The 13,629-nt window shown below is 58.5% G+C and carries 19 protein-coding genes and 1 other RNA gene; 9 read left to right on the top strand and 11 right to left on the bottom strand.

The genetic code is table 11. The features are described 5' to 3' along the window. Window positions 1-29: 29 nt before the first annotated feature. Together hisN and ACR0A2_RS08190 are read right to left on the bottom strand one after the other, a co-directional pair. Window positions 30-821, bottom strand: a complete 792-nt coding sequence (hisN, locus tag ACR0A2_RS08195; protein ID WP_480834697.1) for a histidinol-phosphatase — start codon at window positions 819-821, stop codon at window positions 30-32. Window positions 822-861: 40 nt separating this feature from the next. After that, a complete protein-coding gene (locus ACR0A2_RS08190; protein ID WP_152458749.1) occupies window positions 862-1,233 on the bottom strand; it encodes a helix-turn-helix domain-containing protein in 372 nt (123 codons plus the stop codon). Window positions 1,234-1,572: 339 nt separating this feature from the next. On the opposite strand from ACR0A2_RS08190, the gene ACR0A2_RS08185 reads away from it, so the two are divergent. Beyond that, window positions 1,573-2,529: an NADPH:quinone oxidoreductase family protein gene (locus ACR0A2_RS08185; protein ID WP_480834696.1), complete on the top strand. Its 957-nt coding sequence runs from the start codon at window positions 1,573-1,575 to the stop codon at window positions 2,527-2,529. A 6-nt stretch (window positions 2,530-2,535) separates the two neighbouring features. Here the strand turns inward: ACR0A2_RS08185 and ACR0A2_RS08180 are convergent, their stop codons facing one another. Then, window positions 2,536-3,417, bottom strand: a complete 882-nt coding sequence (locus ACR0A2_RS08180; protein WP_224853591.1) for a LysR family transcriptional regulator — start codon at window positions 3,415-3,417, stop codon at window positions 2,536-2,538. Between the two features lie 175 nt (window positions 3,418-3,592). On the opposite strand from ACR0A2_RS08180, the gene ACR0A2_RS08175 reads away from it, so the two are divergent. Then, window positions 3,593-3,751 (top strand): DUF1127 domain-containing protein, encoded by a 159-nt coding sequence (locus tag ACR0A2_RS08175; RefSeq protein ID WP_480834695.1) that lies wholly within the window; start codon window positions 3,593-3,595, stop codon window positions 3,749-3,751. A gap of 184 nt (window positions 3,752-3,935) precedes the next feature. Next, on the top strand, window positions 3,936-4,715 hold the full coding sequence (locus ACR0A2_RS08170; protein ID WP_171114763.1) for a Bax inhibitor-1/YccA family protein: 780 nt from the start codon (window positions 3,936-3,938) through the stop codon (window positions 4,713-4,715). Between the two features lie 136 nt (window positions 4,716-4,851). On the opposite strand, the gene ACR0A2_RS08165 is transcribed toward ACR0A2_RS08170, so the two are convergent. Further along, window positions 4,852-5,358, bottom strand: a complete 507-nt coding sequence (locus ACR0A2_RS08165) for a hypothetical protein (RefSeq protein WP_480834694.1) — start codon at window positions 5,356-5,358, stop codon at window positions 4,852-4,854. On the opposite strand from ACR0A2_RS08165, the gene ACR0A2_RS08160 reads away from it, so the two are divergent. Next, window positions 5,357-5,491, top strand: a complete 135-nt coding sequence (locus ACR0A2_RS08160; RefSeq protein WP_256367471.1) for a hypothetical protein — start codon at window positions 5,357-5,359, stop codon at window positions 5,489-5,491. The genes ACR0A2_RS08165 and ACR0A2_RS08160 overlap by 2 nt on opposite strands. A gap of 74 nt (window positions 5,492-5,565) precedes the next feature. Here the strand turns inward: ACR0A2_RS08160 and rpmG are convergent, their stop codons facing one another. Both rpmG and ACR0A2_RS08150 read right to left on the bottom strand, forming a co-directional pair. Then, on the bottom strand, window positions 5,566-5,733 hold the full coding sequence (gene rpmG, locus ACR0A2_RS08155; RefSeq protein WP_037309480.1) for a 50S ribosomal protein L33: 168 nt from the start codon (window positions 5,731-5,733) through the stop codon (window positions 5,566-5,568). Between the two features lie 127 nt (window positions 5,734-5,860). Next, entirely contained in the window at window positions 5,861-6,568 is a 708-nt protein-coding gene (locus ACR0A2_RS08150) for a DUF533 domain-containing protein (protein ID WP_152458755.1), read from the bottom strand. A 278-nt stretch (window positions 6,569-6,846) separates the two neighbouring features. On the opposite strand from ACR0A2_RS08150, the gene ACR0A2_RS08145 reads away from it, so the two are divergent. The 3 genes from ACR0A2_RS08145 to ACR0A2_RS08135 all read left to right on the top strand — a co-directional run bounded on the left by ACR0A2_RS08145 (window position 6,847) and on the right by ACR0A2_RS08135 (window position 8,738). Continuing rightward, a complete protein-coding gene (locus ACR0A2_RS08145; protein WP_480445829.1) occupies window positions 6,847-7,482 on the top strand; it encodes a DUF1326 domain-containing protein in 636 nt (211 codons plus the stop codon). 13 nt (window positions 7,483-7,495) lie between these two features. Then, window positions 7,496-8,338 carry a DUF2182 domain-containing protein gene (locus tag ACR0A2_RS08140; RefSeq protein WP_480834693.1) on the top strand — a complete coding sequence of 281 codons (843 nt, stop codon included), beginning with the start codon at window positions 7,496-7,498 and terminating at the stop codon, window positions 8,336-8,338. A 67-nt stretch (window positions 8,339-8,405) separates the two neighbouring features. Further along, a complete protein-coding gene (locus ACR0A2_RS08135; protein WP_152458759.1) occupies window positions 8,406-8,738 on the top strand; it encodes a GYD domain-containing protein in 333 nt (110 codons plus the stop codon). A 6-nt stretch (window positions 8,739-8,744) separates the two neighbouring features. Here ACR0A2_RS08135 and rnpB read toward each other — a convergent pair. The 5 genes from rnpB to gatC form a co-directional block, all read right to left on the bottom strand. Beyond that, window positions 8,745-9,144: RNase P RNA component class A (rnpB, locus tag ACR0A2_RS08130), an RNA gene on the bottom strand. A 124-nt stretch (window positions 9,145-9,268) separates the two neighbouring features. After that, window positions 9,269-9,979, bottom strand: a complete 711-nt coding sequence (locus tag ACR0A2_RS08125) for an N-acetylmuramoyl-L-alanine amidase (protein ID WP_480834692.1) — start codon at window positions 9,977-9,979, stop codon at window positions 9,269-9,271. Continuing rightward, on the bottom strand, window positions 9,930-10,634 hold the full coding sequence (locus ACR0A2_RS08120) for a hypothetical protein (RefSeq protein ID WP_480834691.1): 705 nt from the start codon (window positions 10,632-10,634) through the stop codon (window positions 9,930-9,932). The genes ACR0A2_RS08125 and ACR0A2_RS08120 overlap by 50 nt, the downstream gene beginning before the upstream one ends. A 38-nt stretch (window positions 10,635-10,672) precedes the next feature. Beyond that, window positions 10,673-12,160, bottom strand: coding sequence for an Asp-tRNA(Asn)/Glu-tRNA(Gln) amidotransferase subunit GatA (gene gatA, locus ACR0A2_RS08115; RefSeq protein WP_171616090.1), 1,488 nt, complete (start codon window positions 12,158-12,160; stop codon window positions 10,673-10,675). Between the two features lie 3 nt (window positions 12,161-12,163). Continuing rightward, window positions 12,164-12,451 carry an Asp-tRNA(Asn)/Glu-tRNA(Gln) amidotransferase subunit GatC gene (gatC, locus tag ACR0A2_RS08110; RefSeq protein WP_171092525.1) on the bottom strand — a complete coding sequence of 96 codons (288 nt, stop codon included), beginning with the start codon at window positions 12,449-12,451 and terminating at the stop codon, window positions 12,164-12,166. A 228-nt stretch (window positions 12,452-12,679) separates the two neighbouring features. Here gatC and ACR0A2_RS08105 point away from each other — a divergent pair, with 228 nt between their 5' ends. Together ACR0A2_RS08105 and ACR0A2_RS08100 are read left to right on the top strand one after the other, a co-directional pair. After that, window positions 12,680-12,838: a hypothetical protein gene (locus ACR0A2_RS08105; RefSeq protein ID WP_171167089.1), complete on the top strand. Its 159-nt coding sequence runs from the start codon at window positions 12,680-12,682 to the stop codon at window positions 12,836-12,838. 156 nt (window positions 12,839-12,994) lie between these two features. Continuing rightward, complete coding sequence (locus ACR0A2_RS08100; protein WP_171231191.1) at window positions 12,995-13,558, top strand: DUF4202 domain-containing protein; 564 nt, start codon at window positions 12,995-12,997, stop codon at window positions 13,556-13,558. The last annotated feature ends 71 nt before the right edge of the window (window positions 13,559-13,629 follow it).

Here is a 13,629-nt window from a genome sequence, read left to right as displayed (position 1 = left end):
GTTGCCTTTGATGCGCCGGGCAACAGAATTCAGAAGTGGCGGAGTATCTCAAGCGCTGCGGCGTGAAGGTCAGCGTTTGCCGCAGCCAGCGCCCGGCCGCCTTGATGTGCCGGGCCGCCCTGCCAATCGGTCACGATACCGCCGGCCGCCTGAATAACTGCAATCGGCGCTTGGATATCATAGGAGTTCAAGCCCGCCTCGATCACCAAATCCGCCTGCCCGGCAGCCAGAAGCGCATAGGCATAGCAATCCATTCCATAGCGCGTCAGCTGCACCTGCTCGGACACCGCCTGAAACCCTGCGCGGTCCTTCGGGGTTCCAACTTCGGGGAACGTGGTGAACAAGGTCGCCTGATCCAGCGCCCTGGTATCGCGCGTTTGCATTCTTCTGGTGCCCTGCGGACCGGTCATGTGAGCACCGGAAGACGATCCGACAAAGCGCTCTCCGATATACGGCTGATCGATTACCCCCATAAAAGGCCCGTCCTGATCACTCAGCGCAATCAGAACACCCCAGGTTGGCGTGCCGCTGATAAACCCACGGGTCCCATCGATGGGATCCAGTACCCAGGTGCGGCCACTGGTGCCCGTATGCGCGCCGAACTCTTCGCCCAGCACACCGTCATCCGGGCGCCGCCGCGCCAGAACGTCCCGCATCGCCTGTTCAGCGGCCCGATCTGCCACTGTGACCGGGTCGAACCCATCGGCCAGCTTGTTCGTGGTTTCCAGATTTGTTTGACGAAAAAAGGGGAGTATGGCCTCACGCGCAGCTTCGGCCATTTCTTCGGCAATTTCGATATCGCTCTGTGTCGTCGGTTGCATGACCCTGAGGTGCGAGCAATCCGCGACAAAGTCAAGTCAGTCAGGCAACGTCGCTGAGAACCCGCGCCAGCTCGAACAGGCGGCGACGCTGGTTTTCCGGAATCGCATAGTAAGAGCGCACCAGATCCAAAGCCTCTTTGTCACCCATCAGGTCGGCAGGGACGGATTTCTTGTCCGCATCGCCTTTCTGGGCTTCTTCCAGACCTTCGAAGAAAAAGCTGACCGGAACATCCAGCGCCTCGGCGATGTCCCACAAGCGGGATGCGCTGATTCGGTTGGCACCAGTCTCATATTTCTGGATTTGCTGAAACTTGATACCAACTTGCTGCGCCAACTGCTGCTGGGTCATCCCAATCAGCCAGCGGCGATGCCGAACGCGCTTGCCCACATGGACATCGACGTGATGAGTCATTGGTATTCTCCTATACTACACAAACATCTGCACGGGATTTTGCGACGTCCGATATCGCAGTTTTAGAGAGCTCCCCTTAACCGCTCCCTAATACGGACTGTACCGCCCCCCGTTTACAGCACTGATTGTTTATAATGCCGGTTTTGAGATTTTTTTCAAGCTGGTTGAGTCGAATGCCCCTGACAGGGATTTGTGGTTGTATTGCCCAAAGCCTTTACAGAACCGTATTCCTGCAACTGAATCCTCCTTCAAAATCGGGTGCCTTTTTCGCCCGCGCAGCAAACGGATTGACTTTTCTGACGGCACACGCGCCTATGTCGGAAACTCTTGAGGAACAATATGCGGGCCTATTGCATTCCATCCGACGGGGCGTCTGCCCAGCTTTGTGACGTGAAAATACCCGAGCCGGGCGAAGGCAAGGTGCGGGTCGCGATAAAAGCTTGCGGCCTGAATTTCGCCGATCTGCTGATGCAGACGGGGACATATCAGGACACGCCACCTGCCCCATTCACCCTGGGCATGGAGATCGCCGGTATCGTGGATACAGTCGGGCCCGGCGTTTCAACGCTCAGCCCAGGCGACCGGATCGCAGTCTATTCCGGTCAGGGTGGGTTGGCCGAGTACGGTGTATTCGACGCGGATCGTGCGATCGTGCTGCCGGACGACACCGGGTTCGAAGAGGCCGCCGCCATCCAGATCGCTTATGCCACCAGTCACATGGCCCTTGATCACAGGGCACGCCTGCAACCGGGTGAAACCCTTCTGGTCACCGGCGCAGCGGGAGGCGTCGGCCTGACTGCCGTCGAAATCGGCAAGCTCATGGGCGCCACGGTCATCGCGCAGGCGCGCGGCGAGAACAAGCTTGCCGTTGCCCGTGCCGCTGGCGCCGATCATCTGATCGATGCTTCCGAAGACCTGCGCGAGCGGGTCAAATCGCTGGGTGGCGCGGATGTCGTCTATGACGTCATCGGCGGGGATGTGTTCAAGGCCGCGTTCAGGGCCACCAATCCCGAAGGGCGTTTGCTGCCTATCGGCTTCGCCGGGGGCGACATCCCGCAGATTCCGGCCAATCATCTGCTGGTCAAAAACCTGACCGTGATCGGGGTGTATATCGGCGGCTATCTGAAATTCCGCCCCGAAGCTGTGCGCAACAGTTTTGACACCCTGTTCAAGTGGCATTCAGAGGGCAGGATAAAACCGCACATCAGTCACGTCCTGCCCCTTGAAGATGTCGCGCATGCAATGCAGTTGCTGAAAGAGCGAAAATCAACGGGCAAGATCGTGATCACGCCCTGATTGCGGTCATCCGACCACGGCCCGCAACTGGGTACCGCCCAGCAATCTGAAGTTCTGACGCACCAACTGCGCCAGAGCTTCGACAACCGCATCCCGGCCCTGCTCGCCACCGTAGAGGTTGATCATATGCGCAGGTAAATCCGGCAGGGCCCCAGCCGAGTCGATCTGTTCAAGATGTGCGGCCTCGGTTCCGTCCAGCATTGCGTGAACCGCAAGATCGGCACTGACCGTGGCTTCTATTGTCCGGTCGTTTTCGGTTTCCACGGACAGCTCCCACGGTATTCCGGCCGCATCCAGCGCCGATATGACCTGCGGTCTGAACAAGCAGCGCCGCCCCAGTGCCAGAGGCAACGGACGCTTGCGCCATGCAGACCCGCCCGGCGCGCCGATCCAGCGCAGCGGCAGCTCTGCGATGGTCTCTGCGCCATCGGCCGAAGACGGTTCGGTCGTCAGTATCACATCACATTCGCCCCGCTTGTACATGTCTTTCAGTTGCAGTGAATAGGACGACACCAACTGCACCCTGACGCGGGGAAAATCGGCGTTGAACCGTTGCAGGACCCGGGGAATCGCGGGGTAGACGATGTCATGGGGAACGCCCAGAACCACTTCGCCCTCAAAGGCCTGATCGGTGAGTTTTGAGATCACCTCGTCATTCAGGGCAATCATGCGGCGCGCGTAGGCCAACAGCTGCTCACCGGATGCGGTCAGGGCAATTGTCCTGCCGCTTCGATCCAGCAACTCCAGGCCCAGCAGCTCCTCCAGCCGCTTCAGCTGCATGGACACCGCAGACTGCGTCAGGTGCAGAAATCCTGCGGCGCGGGTCACACCGCCCTGATCCGCCACCGCCACGAAAGACCGCAGGGTTGTAATGTCCAGATTTCGCATCTTCACGATTCCTTATACGTTCCATCAAAAATATTCGTTTTTAAAATATGTCACACTCGCCCATATCAATCAAGGAATTTGATGACAGCCAGCGAAACCATCGAGAATACAGAAAGGACAAGTTATGACGCAACTCGCAATCCATAATCCCTGCAAACCGGCCAAACGCTCCCTGGTGTCCCTGATCTCTCAAGCGTTCGAACTGTCCAGACAGCGGCGAAATCTGGCAAAGCTGGATGCTGCCGTGCTGGACGATATCGGAGTCACCCCCGAGGAAGCATCCGCAGAAGCAAAACGCTTTTTCTGGGATGCACCTCAATTCTGGAAAAGGTGACTGTGACTCTCATATTTTTATGGCGATGGGCGACCTTGAGTCGCCTGTTGGCATTTTTGTTGCGTGTTTTAGTCGGTTTTCGCCCGGAATCTCTTGAAACACAGCCCCTTGTTGCCGATATTTAGAGGGAAAACCGCCCCGCCCTGCCGGGGCGGTCTAACTTGACGACTAGGGAGACCCTTTGATGGCACAATTCGACACGATCCGGACGGCATCCGGCGCGCGCGCCGCCGAGATTGATCAGGGCCTGCGCGCCCACATGAACAAAGTCTACGGCACGATGTCCGTCGGCATGCTGATCACTGCACTGGCGGCATGGGCTATTGCCGGTCTGGCAGTAACCAGCGATCCAAGCAACGCGGTCGCACAGATCGGCGCAGACCGCTATCTGACGAGCCTGGGCGGCGCGCTGTTCCTGTCGCCGCTGAAATGGGTGGTCATGTTTGCTCCGCTGGCCTTCATCTTGTTTGGGTGGGGTGCCCTGATGCGCCGTGGCTCAGCCGCGACAGTTCAGCTTGGCTTCTTCGTCTTTGCCGCCGTGATGGGCATCTCGATGAGCTCGATCTTTCTGGTCTTCACGCCCTACTCGATTACCCAGACCTTCCTGGTGACGTCGATCGCCTTTGCTGGCCTCAGCCTGTATGGCTACACCACAAAGCGGAACCTCAGCGGAATGGGCACCTTCCTGATGATGGGTGTGATCGGTCTGCTGGTTGCGATGATCATCAACCTGTTCTTGCAATCCGGCGTGATGATGCTGGCCATCTCGGCCATCGGCATCCTGATCTTTGCCGGTCTGACCGCGTTCTATACGCAGGACATCAAGAACACTTATGTCGCCCACGCTGCACATGGCGATCAGGAATGGCTGGACAAAGCTGCCTTCGACGGCGCGCTGAGCCTGTATATCTCGTTCCTGAACATGTTCCAGTTCCTGCTGATGTTCATGGGTCAGCAAGAATAAGCCTTGCCGACGACCGAATTGGTTCAGGGCCGGTCATCGACCGGCCCTTATCTTATGCGCGAAGGGTTTCTTTTGCCCGGAAATGAAAAACCCCGCGGTCGAGGCGGGGCTTTGAGATGCTGGAACGTAATCGGGTTCAGCTACAGTTCAGCGGTATGGCGAAGCCGGAACTTTTCTCGGAAGTTCCTTTGCGGAATACACCGCCAGCTGGCAGACAGCCGGTAAACCGCTCTGCTTCTTCCGCAAAGCCTACACCGATCGAATTGTCGACCTTCACACTGTTCGAACTCGTGCGCAGCACACCAAACAAGGTGCCGTTGACACTGACAGTGCTGAGGAACAGGTTTGTGTCGCTTCCTTGCAGTTGAACAGCAGTGTTTGGCGTCTGCCCGCCATTGTCTATTGCAACCGAAGCCACCTTGGACGGCTCAACCTCATCACTCAAAAGCGTGACTGTCCGCAGTTCCGCCAGCTCTGCCGGAACGTTGGTCGCGTCTGGCAGAAAGGCGACGGCACCGGGTACGTCCGAAATCGTGCGCGGTTCGCCATCGATTCCAGTAAACCCGACACCTTCGCGGTTAAACGGGTCTTCACAGGCCGCTAGGGTCAGAACGGCAATTGTGGATAACAAGATTTTTTTCATGGCGGTCAACATTTTGTGGCGGTTTGCTGAAGCGTACTTGCAGGTTCCCACAAAAAGCAAGCCGCAGGGGATGCGATTGTCCCAAACGCTGATGCGCCACTGCAACGGACTGCCGCAGCTTGCCATCCGCTGAAATCAGGAAACCGGAACTGAAAAAGGGCTCTGTACAACAGAGCCCTTTTTCGGAATTCCAAATGGAATGGCAGATTACTTGATCTTGCCTTCCTTGTACTCGACATGCTTGCGAACGACCGGGTCGTATTTACGAATGGTCATTTTCTCAGTCATGGTGCGCGCGTTCTTCTTGGTCACATAGAAGTGGCCCGTGCCCGCGGTCGAGTTCAGACGGATCTTGATTGTCGTCGGCTTCGCCATGGTTATCTCCTGCGTCCGAAAAGGCAGGGGCCTTTCGGTTGAATTCCTATGAGCGTGCGCTTTTACGCGCTGCACCGCCTATGTCAAGGCTAATCGGATGATACAGGCACAGGAATCTGGTGCAGGTTCAACTAGGCAAGGTTGGCGCGCCCATATACGTGTGAATCTGGTCCCTTTCCGCGTCGGAAAGACCCAGAGCGGTGGACAATTGCCGCAGGTAAGACGCCTCGCGCGCGTTGTCCAGACGGATCGCAGCCAGGGAAGTTGCATAGATCTGCGTCTTGAGCGGCGCACCAGAATCAGCCGCCAACCCCATGACGTCAATCGGTGCGTTCAGCTGCTCTTGCACGAATGCGCGCTCTTCCTCGCTGACATCATCGCCCAATTCACCCAGGATGATTTCTTTTTCCTGTTCGTCCAGTTCGCCATCAGCCTTGGCGGCCTGAATCATTGCGCGCAGCATGAGTTTTGCCTGCTCTTCCATCGCTGCACCCGCAGGCGTGCCGCCGAACACGGTTTCCATCATGTCACCTGTGTGTTGATTGGCAGTTTTGGCGGCCCCTTGCATGGCGTTCAACAACCCACCCAAACCAGCGGCTCCGGCTGTGCTGCCGCCAACCCCCATCTTGCTCATCATGTCCTGCAAGCCTGACGCGCCACCGGGCAGGCCAAATTGTTCTGCCATTTTGCCCAGCTGATCCACGCCAAAACCACCGCCCGCACCCTGCATCATGTCTTGCAGCCCAGCCATGCCGCCCATCTTCTGATATTTTTCCATGCCCTTGGCCGCAGCAAAACCAATGGCCACGGACGCCAGCGTTTTCATAAAGCTCATAATCAACCTCCCATATCTTCAAATTGGTTCCGAAAGTCTAACAGCCGAATGCAATCCCGAATACCGTGCTCAACCTGAACGCGACCGGCCCATAGCCCGGCACATGATAAAGCCCAAAGAAGGCATTTAATTTGCGGTCTTGTTTGTACATATCACGGATTCGTGATAGGTTCGCCCATCCAAGAAGCCGAATTCAGGCTCGAAGGCCGAGGCAGCGTGAATGGGGTCAACCTGCAACGAGCAGAGCTGTTTTATGCGACTTTTCTTGGGGGGCTATCATGACAGAATGGGCTATTCAGGCCGAAGAACTGGCCAATTGCAATTGCAACTTCGGTTGCCCGTGTCAGTTCAGCGTACTGCCGTCACACGGCAATTGCGAGGCGGTTGTGGTCTTTGACATTCAAAGCGGTCACTACGGTGACACTGATCTGGGCGGTCTTCGGGCGGCAGGGGTCTATCATTGGCCGGGACCAATTCATGAGGGCAACGGTCAGATGCAGCTGATCATTGATGAAAGTGCAACAGCTGAACAGCGTGCCGCGTTGCAAGCGATCATGACCGGTCAGGATACGGATGAAATGGCCACGTTCTGGTATGTCTTCAGCGCCATGGCGCCTTTGAAACATGAAACTCTGTTTGTTCCGATTGAACTGGACTGGAACCGCGAAGAACGCAGCGGATACGCCAAAGTTGCCGGAGTTTTTGATGTTGAGGTCAATCCGATCCCTCATATCGTATCGGGCGCGCCTCACCGCGCGTCGATACAGTTGCCAAACGGCTTTGAATACCGCCATGCCGAAGCGGCATCAGGCAGTGCGACTACGACGGGTGGTCAGATCCAGCTGACCTTTGACGCAACCCATGCTCATCTGGCGCATCTGAACATCTCGGGCCATGGCGTCTTGGGCGCATAAGCAGAGAACACCCATGACCAAACAGAACGCATCGCCCCAGGGCGGGACGGTTGAGTGGTTGCTGAGACAGGACAGCGCAATTGTTCTGGGAAGTGTCCTTCTGATCATCCTCGGTGCAACCTGGTACACGATAGCCGGCGTCGGGATGAACATGTCCGCGGTCGAGATGACCCGGATGGCCGGCCCGGTCGGCGACCCCATGCAAATGGGCCCGGCAGCAGCGTGGAGCGCAAGCTATGCTTTGCTGATCTTTCTGATGTGGTGGATCATGATGATCGCCATGATGACTCCAAGCGCTGCGCCTGCCGTTCTTCTGTTTATCGCGGTCAAGCGGACAGGGCCTGAAACGCATCGGACGGTTGCGTTCAGCCTGTGGTTTTTATCCGGCTATCTGGTGGCCTGGGGGGCGTTCAGCCTGATTGCAACCGCATTGCAATGGGGGTTGGAACAAATCGGGTTGTCCGACGGACCGATGATGACAATCAGTTCGGGTGTCTTCGCAGGAAGCGTTCTGCTGGCGGCTGGCGCCTATCAGTTTTCAGCTTTGAAAAACGCATGCCTGCGCCACTGTCAGAGCCCCGCACGTTTCCTGGCCGATCACAACCGGCCCGGAACATTCGGTGCATTCCGCACCGGTATCCTGCACGGCACGTATTGTCTGGGGTGCTGCTGGGCACTGATGCTGCTGCTTTTCGTCGGAGGGATCATGAACCTCTACTGGATTGTTGGAATTGCCGCCTATGTCGCGCTGGAAAAACTTTTGCCCGGGGCCCGGTGGCTTGTGCCGGTAACAGGTTTTGCGCTGATTGGCGCTGGCCTTTGGTTCATCACGGCGCCGTTGTTTTCCGGCCCCTGATTTTGAACGGCCCCGGGGTCGGCTGACTTGAAGACCCAAAAACGATTTGACGCAACAGGAGGTATCAATGCCCATTTTCATTACTTACGCATCTTACTCACAAGCCGGTGTCAAAGGCATGTTGCAAAAGCCCGAGAACCGTACCGGTCCGGTGAAGGCTCTGCTGGAAAAAGTAGGCGGCAGGCTGCTGTCCTTTTACATGACGACCGGCAGCAACGACGTGGTTGTGATCAGCGAAGCCCCAGATGGGACAGACGCCGTGGCCGTTGGCATGGCTGTCGCCGCGTCGGGTGCAGTGACGAACATCGAAACCGTTCGCGCCTGGACCGCGGACGAGTTCACGTCGATAACCGAGAAAGCGGCGGCGCTGACCGGTTCCTACACACCTCCCGGAGGATAGGCGGATACGCGCGGAGGGCCTGTAAGCCGGATCTTGTTCCGGGGTCGCCCCCTTCGATGACCATTCCTCTAGGCCGTGCATTGCTGCGCGGCTCAAGCTGCCAACCCGGTCCCTCTCGGCCAAGACGTGCCTAGCGGCGGTATCGGCTTGCGCCGACCGGCCCGCGCGGGGACCCTATTTGGCATTGCTCCCGGTGGGGCTTGCCGTGCCGCCCCTGTTGCCAGGGGCGCGGTGGGCTCTTACCCCACCGTTTCACCCTTACCCTGAACCAAGGTTCCGGGCGGTCTGATTTCTGTGGCGCTTTCCGTCGGGTTGCCCCGCCCGGGCGTTACCCGGCACCGTTGTCTTGTGGAGTCCGGACTTTCCTCTCGGGCCTTGCGACCCCAGCGGCCATCCGGCCCTCCGCGCGTGGGTTGGGTAGGCTCTGCGGTCGGCGGCGTCAAGGGTGGATGGTTCAGAGAAGGGGCCAGCCCCTTCTTGGCCTGCGGCCAATTCAACCCCGGGATATTTTCAGCCAGATGAAGGGCGGATCAGGAGTGCGGGATCAGCGGTGCAAGGTCGGCTTGCTGCAAAGGCCCCCTGCCCCATGGGCGGTATCGAAGGCGGACGGAATGCAACAGTGTATCATCGTCCGCATTAGCGCTGAAACCGGCGGCCCGAGCCAGGCTTCGGAACTGGCCCTTTGATGCAGTTTGCGGACCAGCGGCATATCCACGGGGCGCGGCCAGCAAGTTGCGCTCGAGCCGCAACCAGTCAAATCGCGGACCGGGGTCAAATTTGCGCCCGGGCGCCATGTCCGAATGGCCGATGACACCGTTTGGCAAGATGGCCCAACGGTGCATTATCTGGCGCAACAGCTGTTCCAGCCGGTGCATCTGGGGTTCAGGGAACGGATGCTTGCCAGCGTTGTCCAGCTCGATGCCTATGGAACGCGAGTTGATGTCGGTCTGACCGTGCCATTCTCCGGCACCCGCGTGCCAAGCCCGGTCTTCTTCGCGCACCATCTGCCACAGCGTGCCATCATTGCCGATCAGGTAATGGGCCGAGACCTCGGCCTTTGGGTCGCACAGACGATCCAAAGCCGCCTGAGCGCTGTCCATCGCCGTGTAATGGATCACGATCAAGGATGGTGTCAGACCATCTCGGCGCTCACCAAAATTGGGTGACGGATGCCAGATCGGGTTCAGGGGGTCAGTTGCTGACGGCACTGCGGAACGGGCTCGGGTCCCAGCCACACGCATAGCCATCCCCATCCGGGTCCAGACCTTTGCGGTCGCGCTGGGGGCCGCCATTGGACAGAAACTCGATCTGAGCCTGATCAGGGGATGGGAATTGCGCGCAGTTCCTCTGAGCCTTGGCCTGAAGGTTGAAACCGGACCGGCTGTAAAGTTGCACACCTACCGGATTGGACGTGCTCAGCGCGTATTGCACAATGTTTGTCTGGCCGCTCGCCGTGCGCTCGGGCACTGCCGTCGGGGCCACGAGTTCATACGTCTGGCGGTTCTGCTCGATCCGGGCGGCGTCGGATTCGATGCTACGGCGTTCGGACACGGCGGCAAAATCCTGTTCATCCGAAATCGCGCCAGTGTTCGCCACGGGAACCGCCGTAACCGCGGCTGAGTTTTGGCCAGATGTGCTGGCCAATGCCGCCGCGGCCTGGTTGGCGATATCCGCGTTTTCACCCGTGGCAACAGGCGCCGTACCCGGGGCGCCCAGCGGTTGTTGTGAAACTTCGACCGGGGCCAGCAGAGGGTTGCCGGCCACGCCCTGACCTGCCAATTGAGCCTCGCGCTGCGCCTGGTATTCAGGCGTGTTGAAACCCGTACTGGTCAGCGGCGCGACATCCGTGCACGCAGCTGCCAGTGTCAGAGCGGGCACCAAAAGCAAAACGCGCATTGTTTGGCTCCGTTTCTAGTGCTTCAGTTGCCCGAGGCTTACCACCATTTCCCGGGCTTGGCCACAAAACCGGCCGCGTTTTCCAGCGCATAGGCGGTATTGAGCAGGTCGCCTTCTTCCCAGGGACGCCCGATCAGCTGCAATCCCAGCGGAAGACCTTGTGTGTCCAGCCCTGCGGGGACCGAGATACCGGGCAGTCCGGCCAGGTTCACGGTCACGGTGAAGACATCGTTCAAATACATTTGAACAGGATCTGCTTCGGTCATTTCGCCCAGACCGAAGGCCGCCGATGGGGTTGCCGGGGTCAGGATGGCGTCGACACCGGCCGCGAACACGTCTTCGAAGTCTTTCTTGATCAGCGTGCGCACCTTGCGGGCACGATTATAATAGGCGTCGTAGAAACCAGCCGACAGAACATAGGTGCCGACCATGACCCGGCGCTGCACTTCGTGGCCAAAGCCCTCGGCGCGGGTCTTTTCGTACATCTCGGTAATGCCATCCCCCTGCGCCAACTGTGCACGATGCCCATAGCGGACACCGTCATAGCGGGCGAGGTTCGAAGACGCCTCGGCCGGGGCGATCACATAGTAGGCAGGCAGCGCATACTTGGTGTGCGGCAGCGAGATATCGACGATCTCGGCCCCCGCATCCTTCAGCATCGCGGCACCATCGGCCCAGAGCTTTTCGATCTCGGCGGGCATGCCGTCCATGCGGTATTCCTTGGGGATACCGATCTTCTTGCCCTTGATGTCGCCAGTCAGCATCGCTTCGAAATTCGGAACGGCCAGATCCGCACTGGTCGAATCCTTGGCGTCATGGCCGCACATGGTTTCCAGCATGATCGCGGCGTCGCGGACATTCTTGGTCATCGGACCGGCCTGATCCAGCGAGGACGCAAACGCCACAATGCCCCAGCGCGAGCAACGACCATAGGTCGGCTTGATGCCGGTGATCCCGACAAAAGCCGCGGGCTGCCGGATGGAACCGCCGGTATCGGTACCCGTTGCTGCAAGGCACAGATCGGCAGCAACGGCGGCCGCAGATCCGCCCGACGAACCGCCCGGCGTCAGCTGCGCATCATCGTTGCCACGACGCCACGGGCTGACCGCGTTGCCATAGACCGATGTTTCGTTGGACGAGCCCATGGCGAATTCGTCCATGTTCAGCTTGCCCAGCATCACCGCGCCTGCGTCGGCCAGTTGCTGTGACACGGTGGATTCGTATTCCGGCTTGAAGCCTTCAAGAATGCCCGACGCGGCTTGTGACGGCACGCCCTTGGTGCAGAACAGGTCCTTGATGCCGATCGGCAGGCCACACATTGACGGAGCGTCCCCACCCTTGATCCGTTCATCCGCGGCCTTGGCGCGCTCCATCGCGATCTCGGGCGTCTTGTGGACGAATGCGTTCAGCGCATCTGCTTCATCAATGGCTTTCAAGCAGGCTTCTGTCAGCTCAACAGAGGTGACGTCGCCGGCTCGCAACGCGTCGCGGGCCTCGGCCAGGCCCAATTTGTTCAGATCGCTCATGTCTTACTCCACCACTTTGGGGACTGCGAAGAACCCTTCGCGGGCGTCGGGGGCGTTGGCCAGAACCTTGTCCTGCTGATTGCCATCGGTGACTTCGTCCTGACGGCGCTTGAGGCGCATGGGTGTGACCGAAACCATCGGCTCGACACCTTCCACATCCACTTCGTTCAGCTGTTCGATGAACCCAAGGATGGTGTTGAACTCGGATGCCAGCGCCGGCAGCGCGTCATCCTCGACCTTAATCCGGGCCAGTTTGGCCACTTTGGCGGCGGTGCTTTGGTCAATCGACATCGGCTTCCCTCATCTATGTTAGGGGGCGTTTACCCGTCTGTAGCGGCAGTCGCAAGGCCGGGCTGCCTTGGGCAGGTCCGAGTTTGGAACTCCCCCCTTTTCTGAGGCTATTCAAAACTGAATGACTGGTATGCAAAAAAGTAAACCGAATAGTTCATTATCGATCTTGAAAACTAAACTGTACTGTTCATTTTATTTATGCGACATAACGCAAACCGGAGAAAAAACATGAAACCCCTGATAACAGCCGCAGTCTTGTCCGCCACGATTTTGGCCGCACCGGCCATGGCTTTGGGTATCGACACAAGCAACCTGACACGCACGTTGACCTTCCCGTCCCCTATCACGGAACCGGTCACGCAGGATCAGGTCAAACCTGCCAAGTAACGCGCAGGTCCAAGCCGGGTCAGATATCCCCTCTCTGACCCGGCTGTTTTGCATTTTCGAGGATGCACATCCCAGAGCAAGCCGCTAGCATGACGTCGAATACAGAACAGAACTGCGCCAAGGTTTCGTAGTTCAGGCAAGCCAGTGGAGCAGATGATGAGCGCGCAAAAACAAGCGGTTCTGGACGCAATCGACGCAGCCAATGCAAATGACCCCAACCAAGACGAGGGCCGCCCCGCGGCGCTGTTGTATGGCGAACGCATGAGTGCCGAGCTGGGCCGCCTGTTTCCGGACGCTTCTGACGCCCTTCAAATCGCCGCGCGCGGGCAGCATGTGGAACGTTGGAAACTTGCCCGCAGTGAATATCCCGAAGGCCGGGTTGGATATCTGTCATGGCGCAAGGCGCAGGGCGAACACCATGCCGACGTGGTCATGGGGTTGATGACCCGCGAAGGTTACGATTCAGAACAGGTCGAGGCCGCAGGGCGCATGTTGCGCAAACAGGGCATCAAGCGGGACGCGGAAGTGCAGGCGTTGGAAGACGTGATCTGCTTTGTGTTTCTGAAATGGTATTTCCAGCCCTTTGCCGCAAAACACTCGGCCGAGAAAATCCAGAGCATCGTTGAAAAAACCGCCCGCAAGATGTCGCCCGAAGGCCGCGCTCGGGTGTTGAACGAATTTGATCTGCCCGACCATCTGGCCGCAGCCTTTCAGAACTAGAATCGGACCACGGCGGTTTCGTTGACCTCCTTGTCACGAGGCTCGGAGGACACAAGCGATCCTCCCGCGCC

It is taken from the genome of Ruegeria sp. H8 (genome assembly GCF_056532905.1).
The sequence above is the reverse complement of the archived record's forward strand: the minus strand, read 5'-3'. Positions and strand labels throughout refer to the sequence as shown.

Coding starts and splice junctions, on each gene's coding strand:
- ACR0A2_RS08150 (WP_152458755.1), bottom strand. CDS start 6,568: ATGAGCTTTATGAAAACGCTGGCGTCCGTGGCCATTGGTTTTGCTGCG.
- ACR0A2_RS08160 (WP_256367471.1), top strand. CDS start 5,357: ATGGCGGTCAACATTTTGTGGCGGTTTGCTGAAGCGTACTTGCAGGTT.
- ACR0A2_RS08185 (WP_480834696.1), top strand. CDS start 1,573: ATGCGGGCCTATTGCATTCCATCCGACGGGGCGTCTGCCCAGCTTTGT.
- ACR0A2_RS08165 (WP_480834694.1), bottom strand. CDS start 5,358: ATGAAAAAAATCTTGTTATCCACAATTGCCGTTCTGACCCTAGCGGCC.
- gatC (WP_171092525.1), bottom strand. CDS start 12,451: ATGTCGATTGACCAAAGCACCGCCGCCAAAGTGGCCAAACTGGCCCGG.
- ACR0A2_RS08190 (WP_152458749.1), bottom strand. CDS start 1,233: ATGACTCATCACGTCGATGTCCATGTGGGCAAGCGCGTTCGGCATCGC.
- ACR0A2_RS08120 (WP_480834691.1), bottom strand. CDS start 10,634: ATGCGCGTTTTGCTTTTGGTGCCCGCTCTGACACTGGCAGCTGCGTGC.
- gatA (WP_171616090.1), bottom strand. CDS start 12,160: ATGAGCGATCTGAACAAATTGGGCCTGGCCGAGGCCCGCGACGCGTTG.
- ACR0A2_RS08170 (WP_171114763.1), top strand. CDS start 3,936: ATGGCACAATTCGACACGATCCGGACGGCATCCGGCGCGCGCGCCGCC.
- ACR0A2_RS08135 (WP_152458759.1), top strand. CDS start 8,406: ATGCCCATTTTCATTACTTACGCATCTTACTCACAAGCCGGTGTCAAA.
- ACR0A2_RS08105 (WP_171167089.1), top strand. CDS start 12,680: ATGAAACCCCTGATAACAGCCGCAGTCTTGTCCGCCACGATTTTGGCC.
- ACR0A2_RS08140 (WP_480834693.1), top strand. CDS start 7,496: ATGACCAAACAGAACGCATCGCCCCAGGGCGGGACGGTTGAGTGGTTG.
- ACR0A2_RS08180 (WP_224853591.1), bottom strand. CDS start 3,417: ATGCGAAATCTGGACATTACAACCCTGCGGTCTTTCGTGGCGGTGGCG.
- hisN (WP_480834697.1), bottom strand. CDS start 821: ATGCAACCGACGACACAGAGCGATATCGAAATTGCCGAAGAAATGGCC.
- ACR0A2_RS08125 (WP_480834692.1), bottom strand. CDS start 9,979: ATGCGTGTGGCTGGGACCCGAGCCCGTTCCGCAGTGCCGTCAGCAACT.
- ACR0A2_RS08145 (WP_480445829.1), top strand. CDS start 6,847: ATGACAGAATGGGCTATTCAGGCCGAAGAACTGGCCAATTGCAATTGC.
- rpmG (WP_037309480.1), bottom strand. CDS start 5,733: ATGGCGAAGCCGACGACAATCAAGATCCGTCTGAACTCGACCGCGGGC.
- ACR0A2_RS08100 (WP_171231191.1), top strand. CDS start 12,995: ATGAGCGCGCAAAAACAAGCGGTTCTGGACGCAATCGACGCAGCCAAT.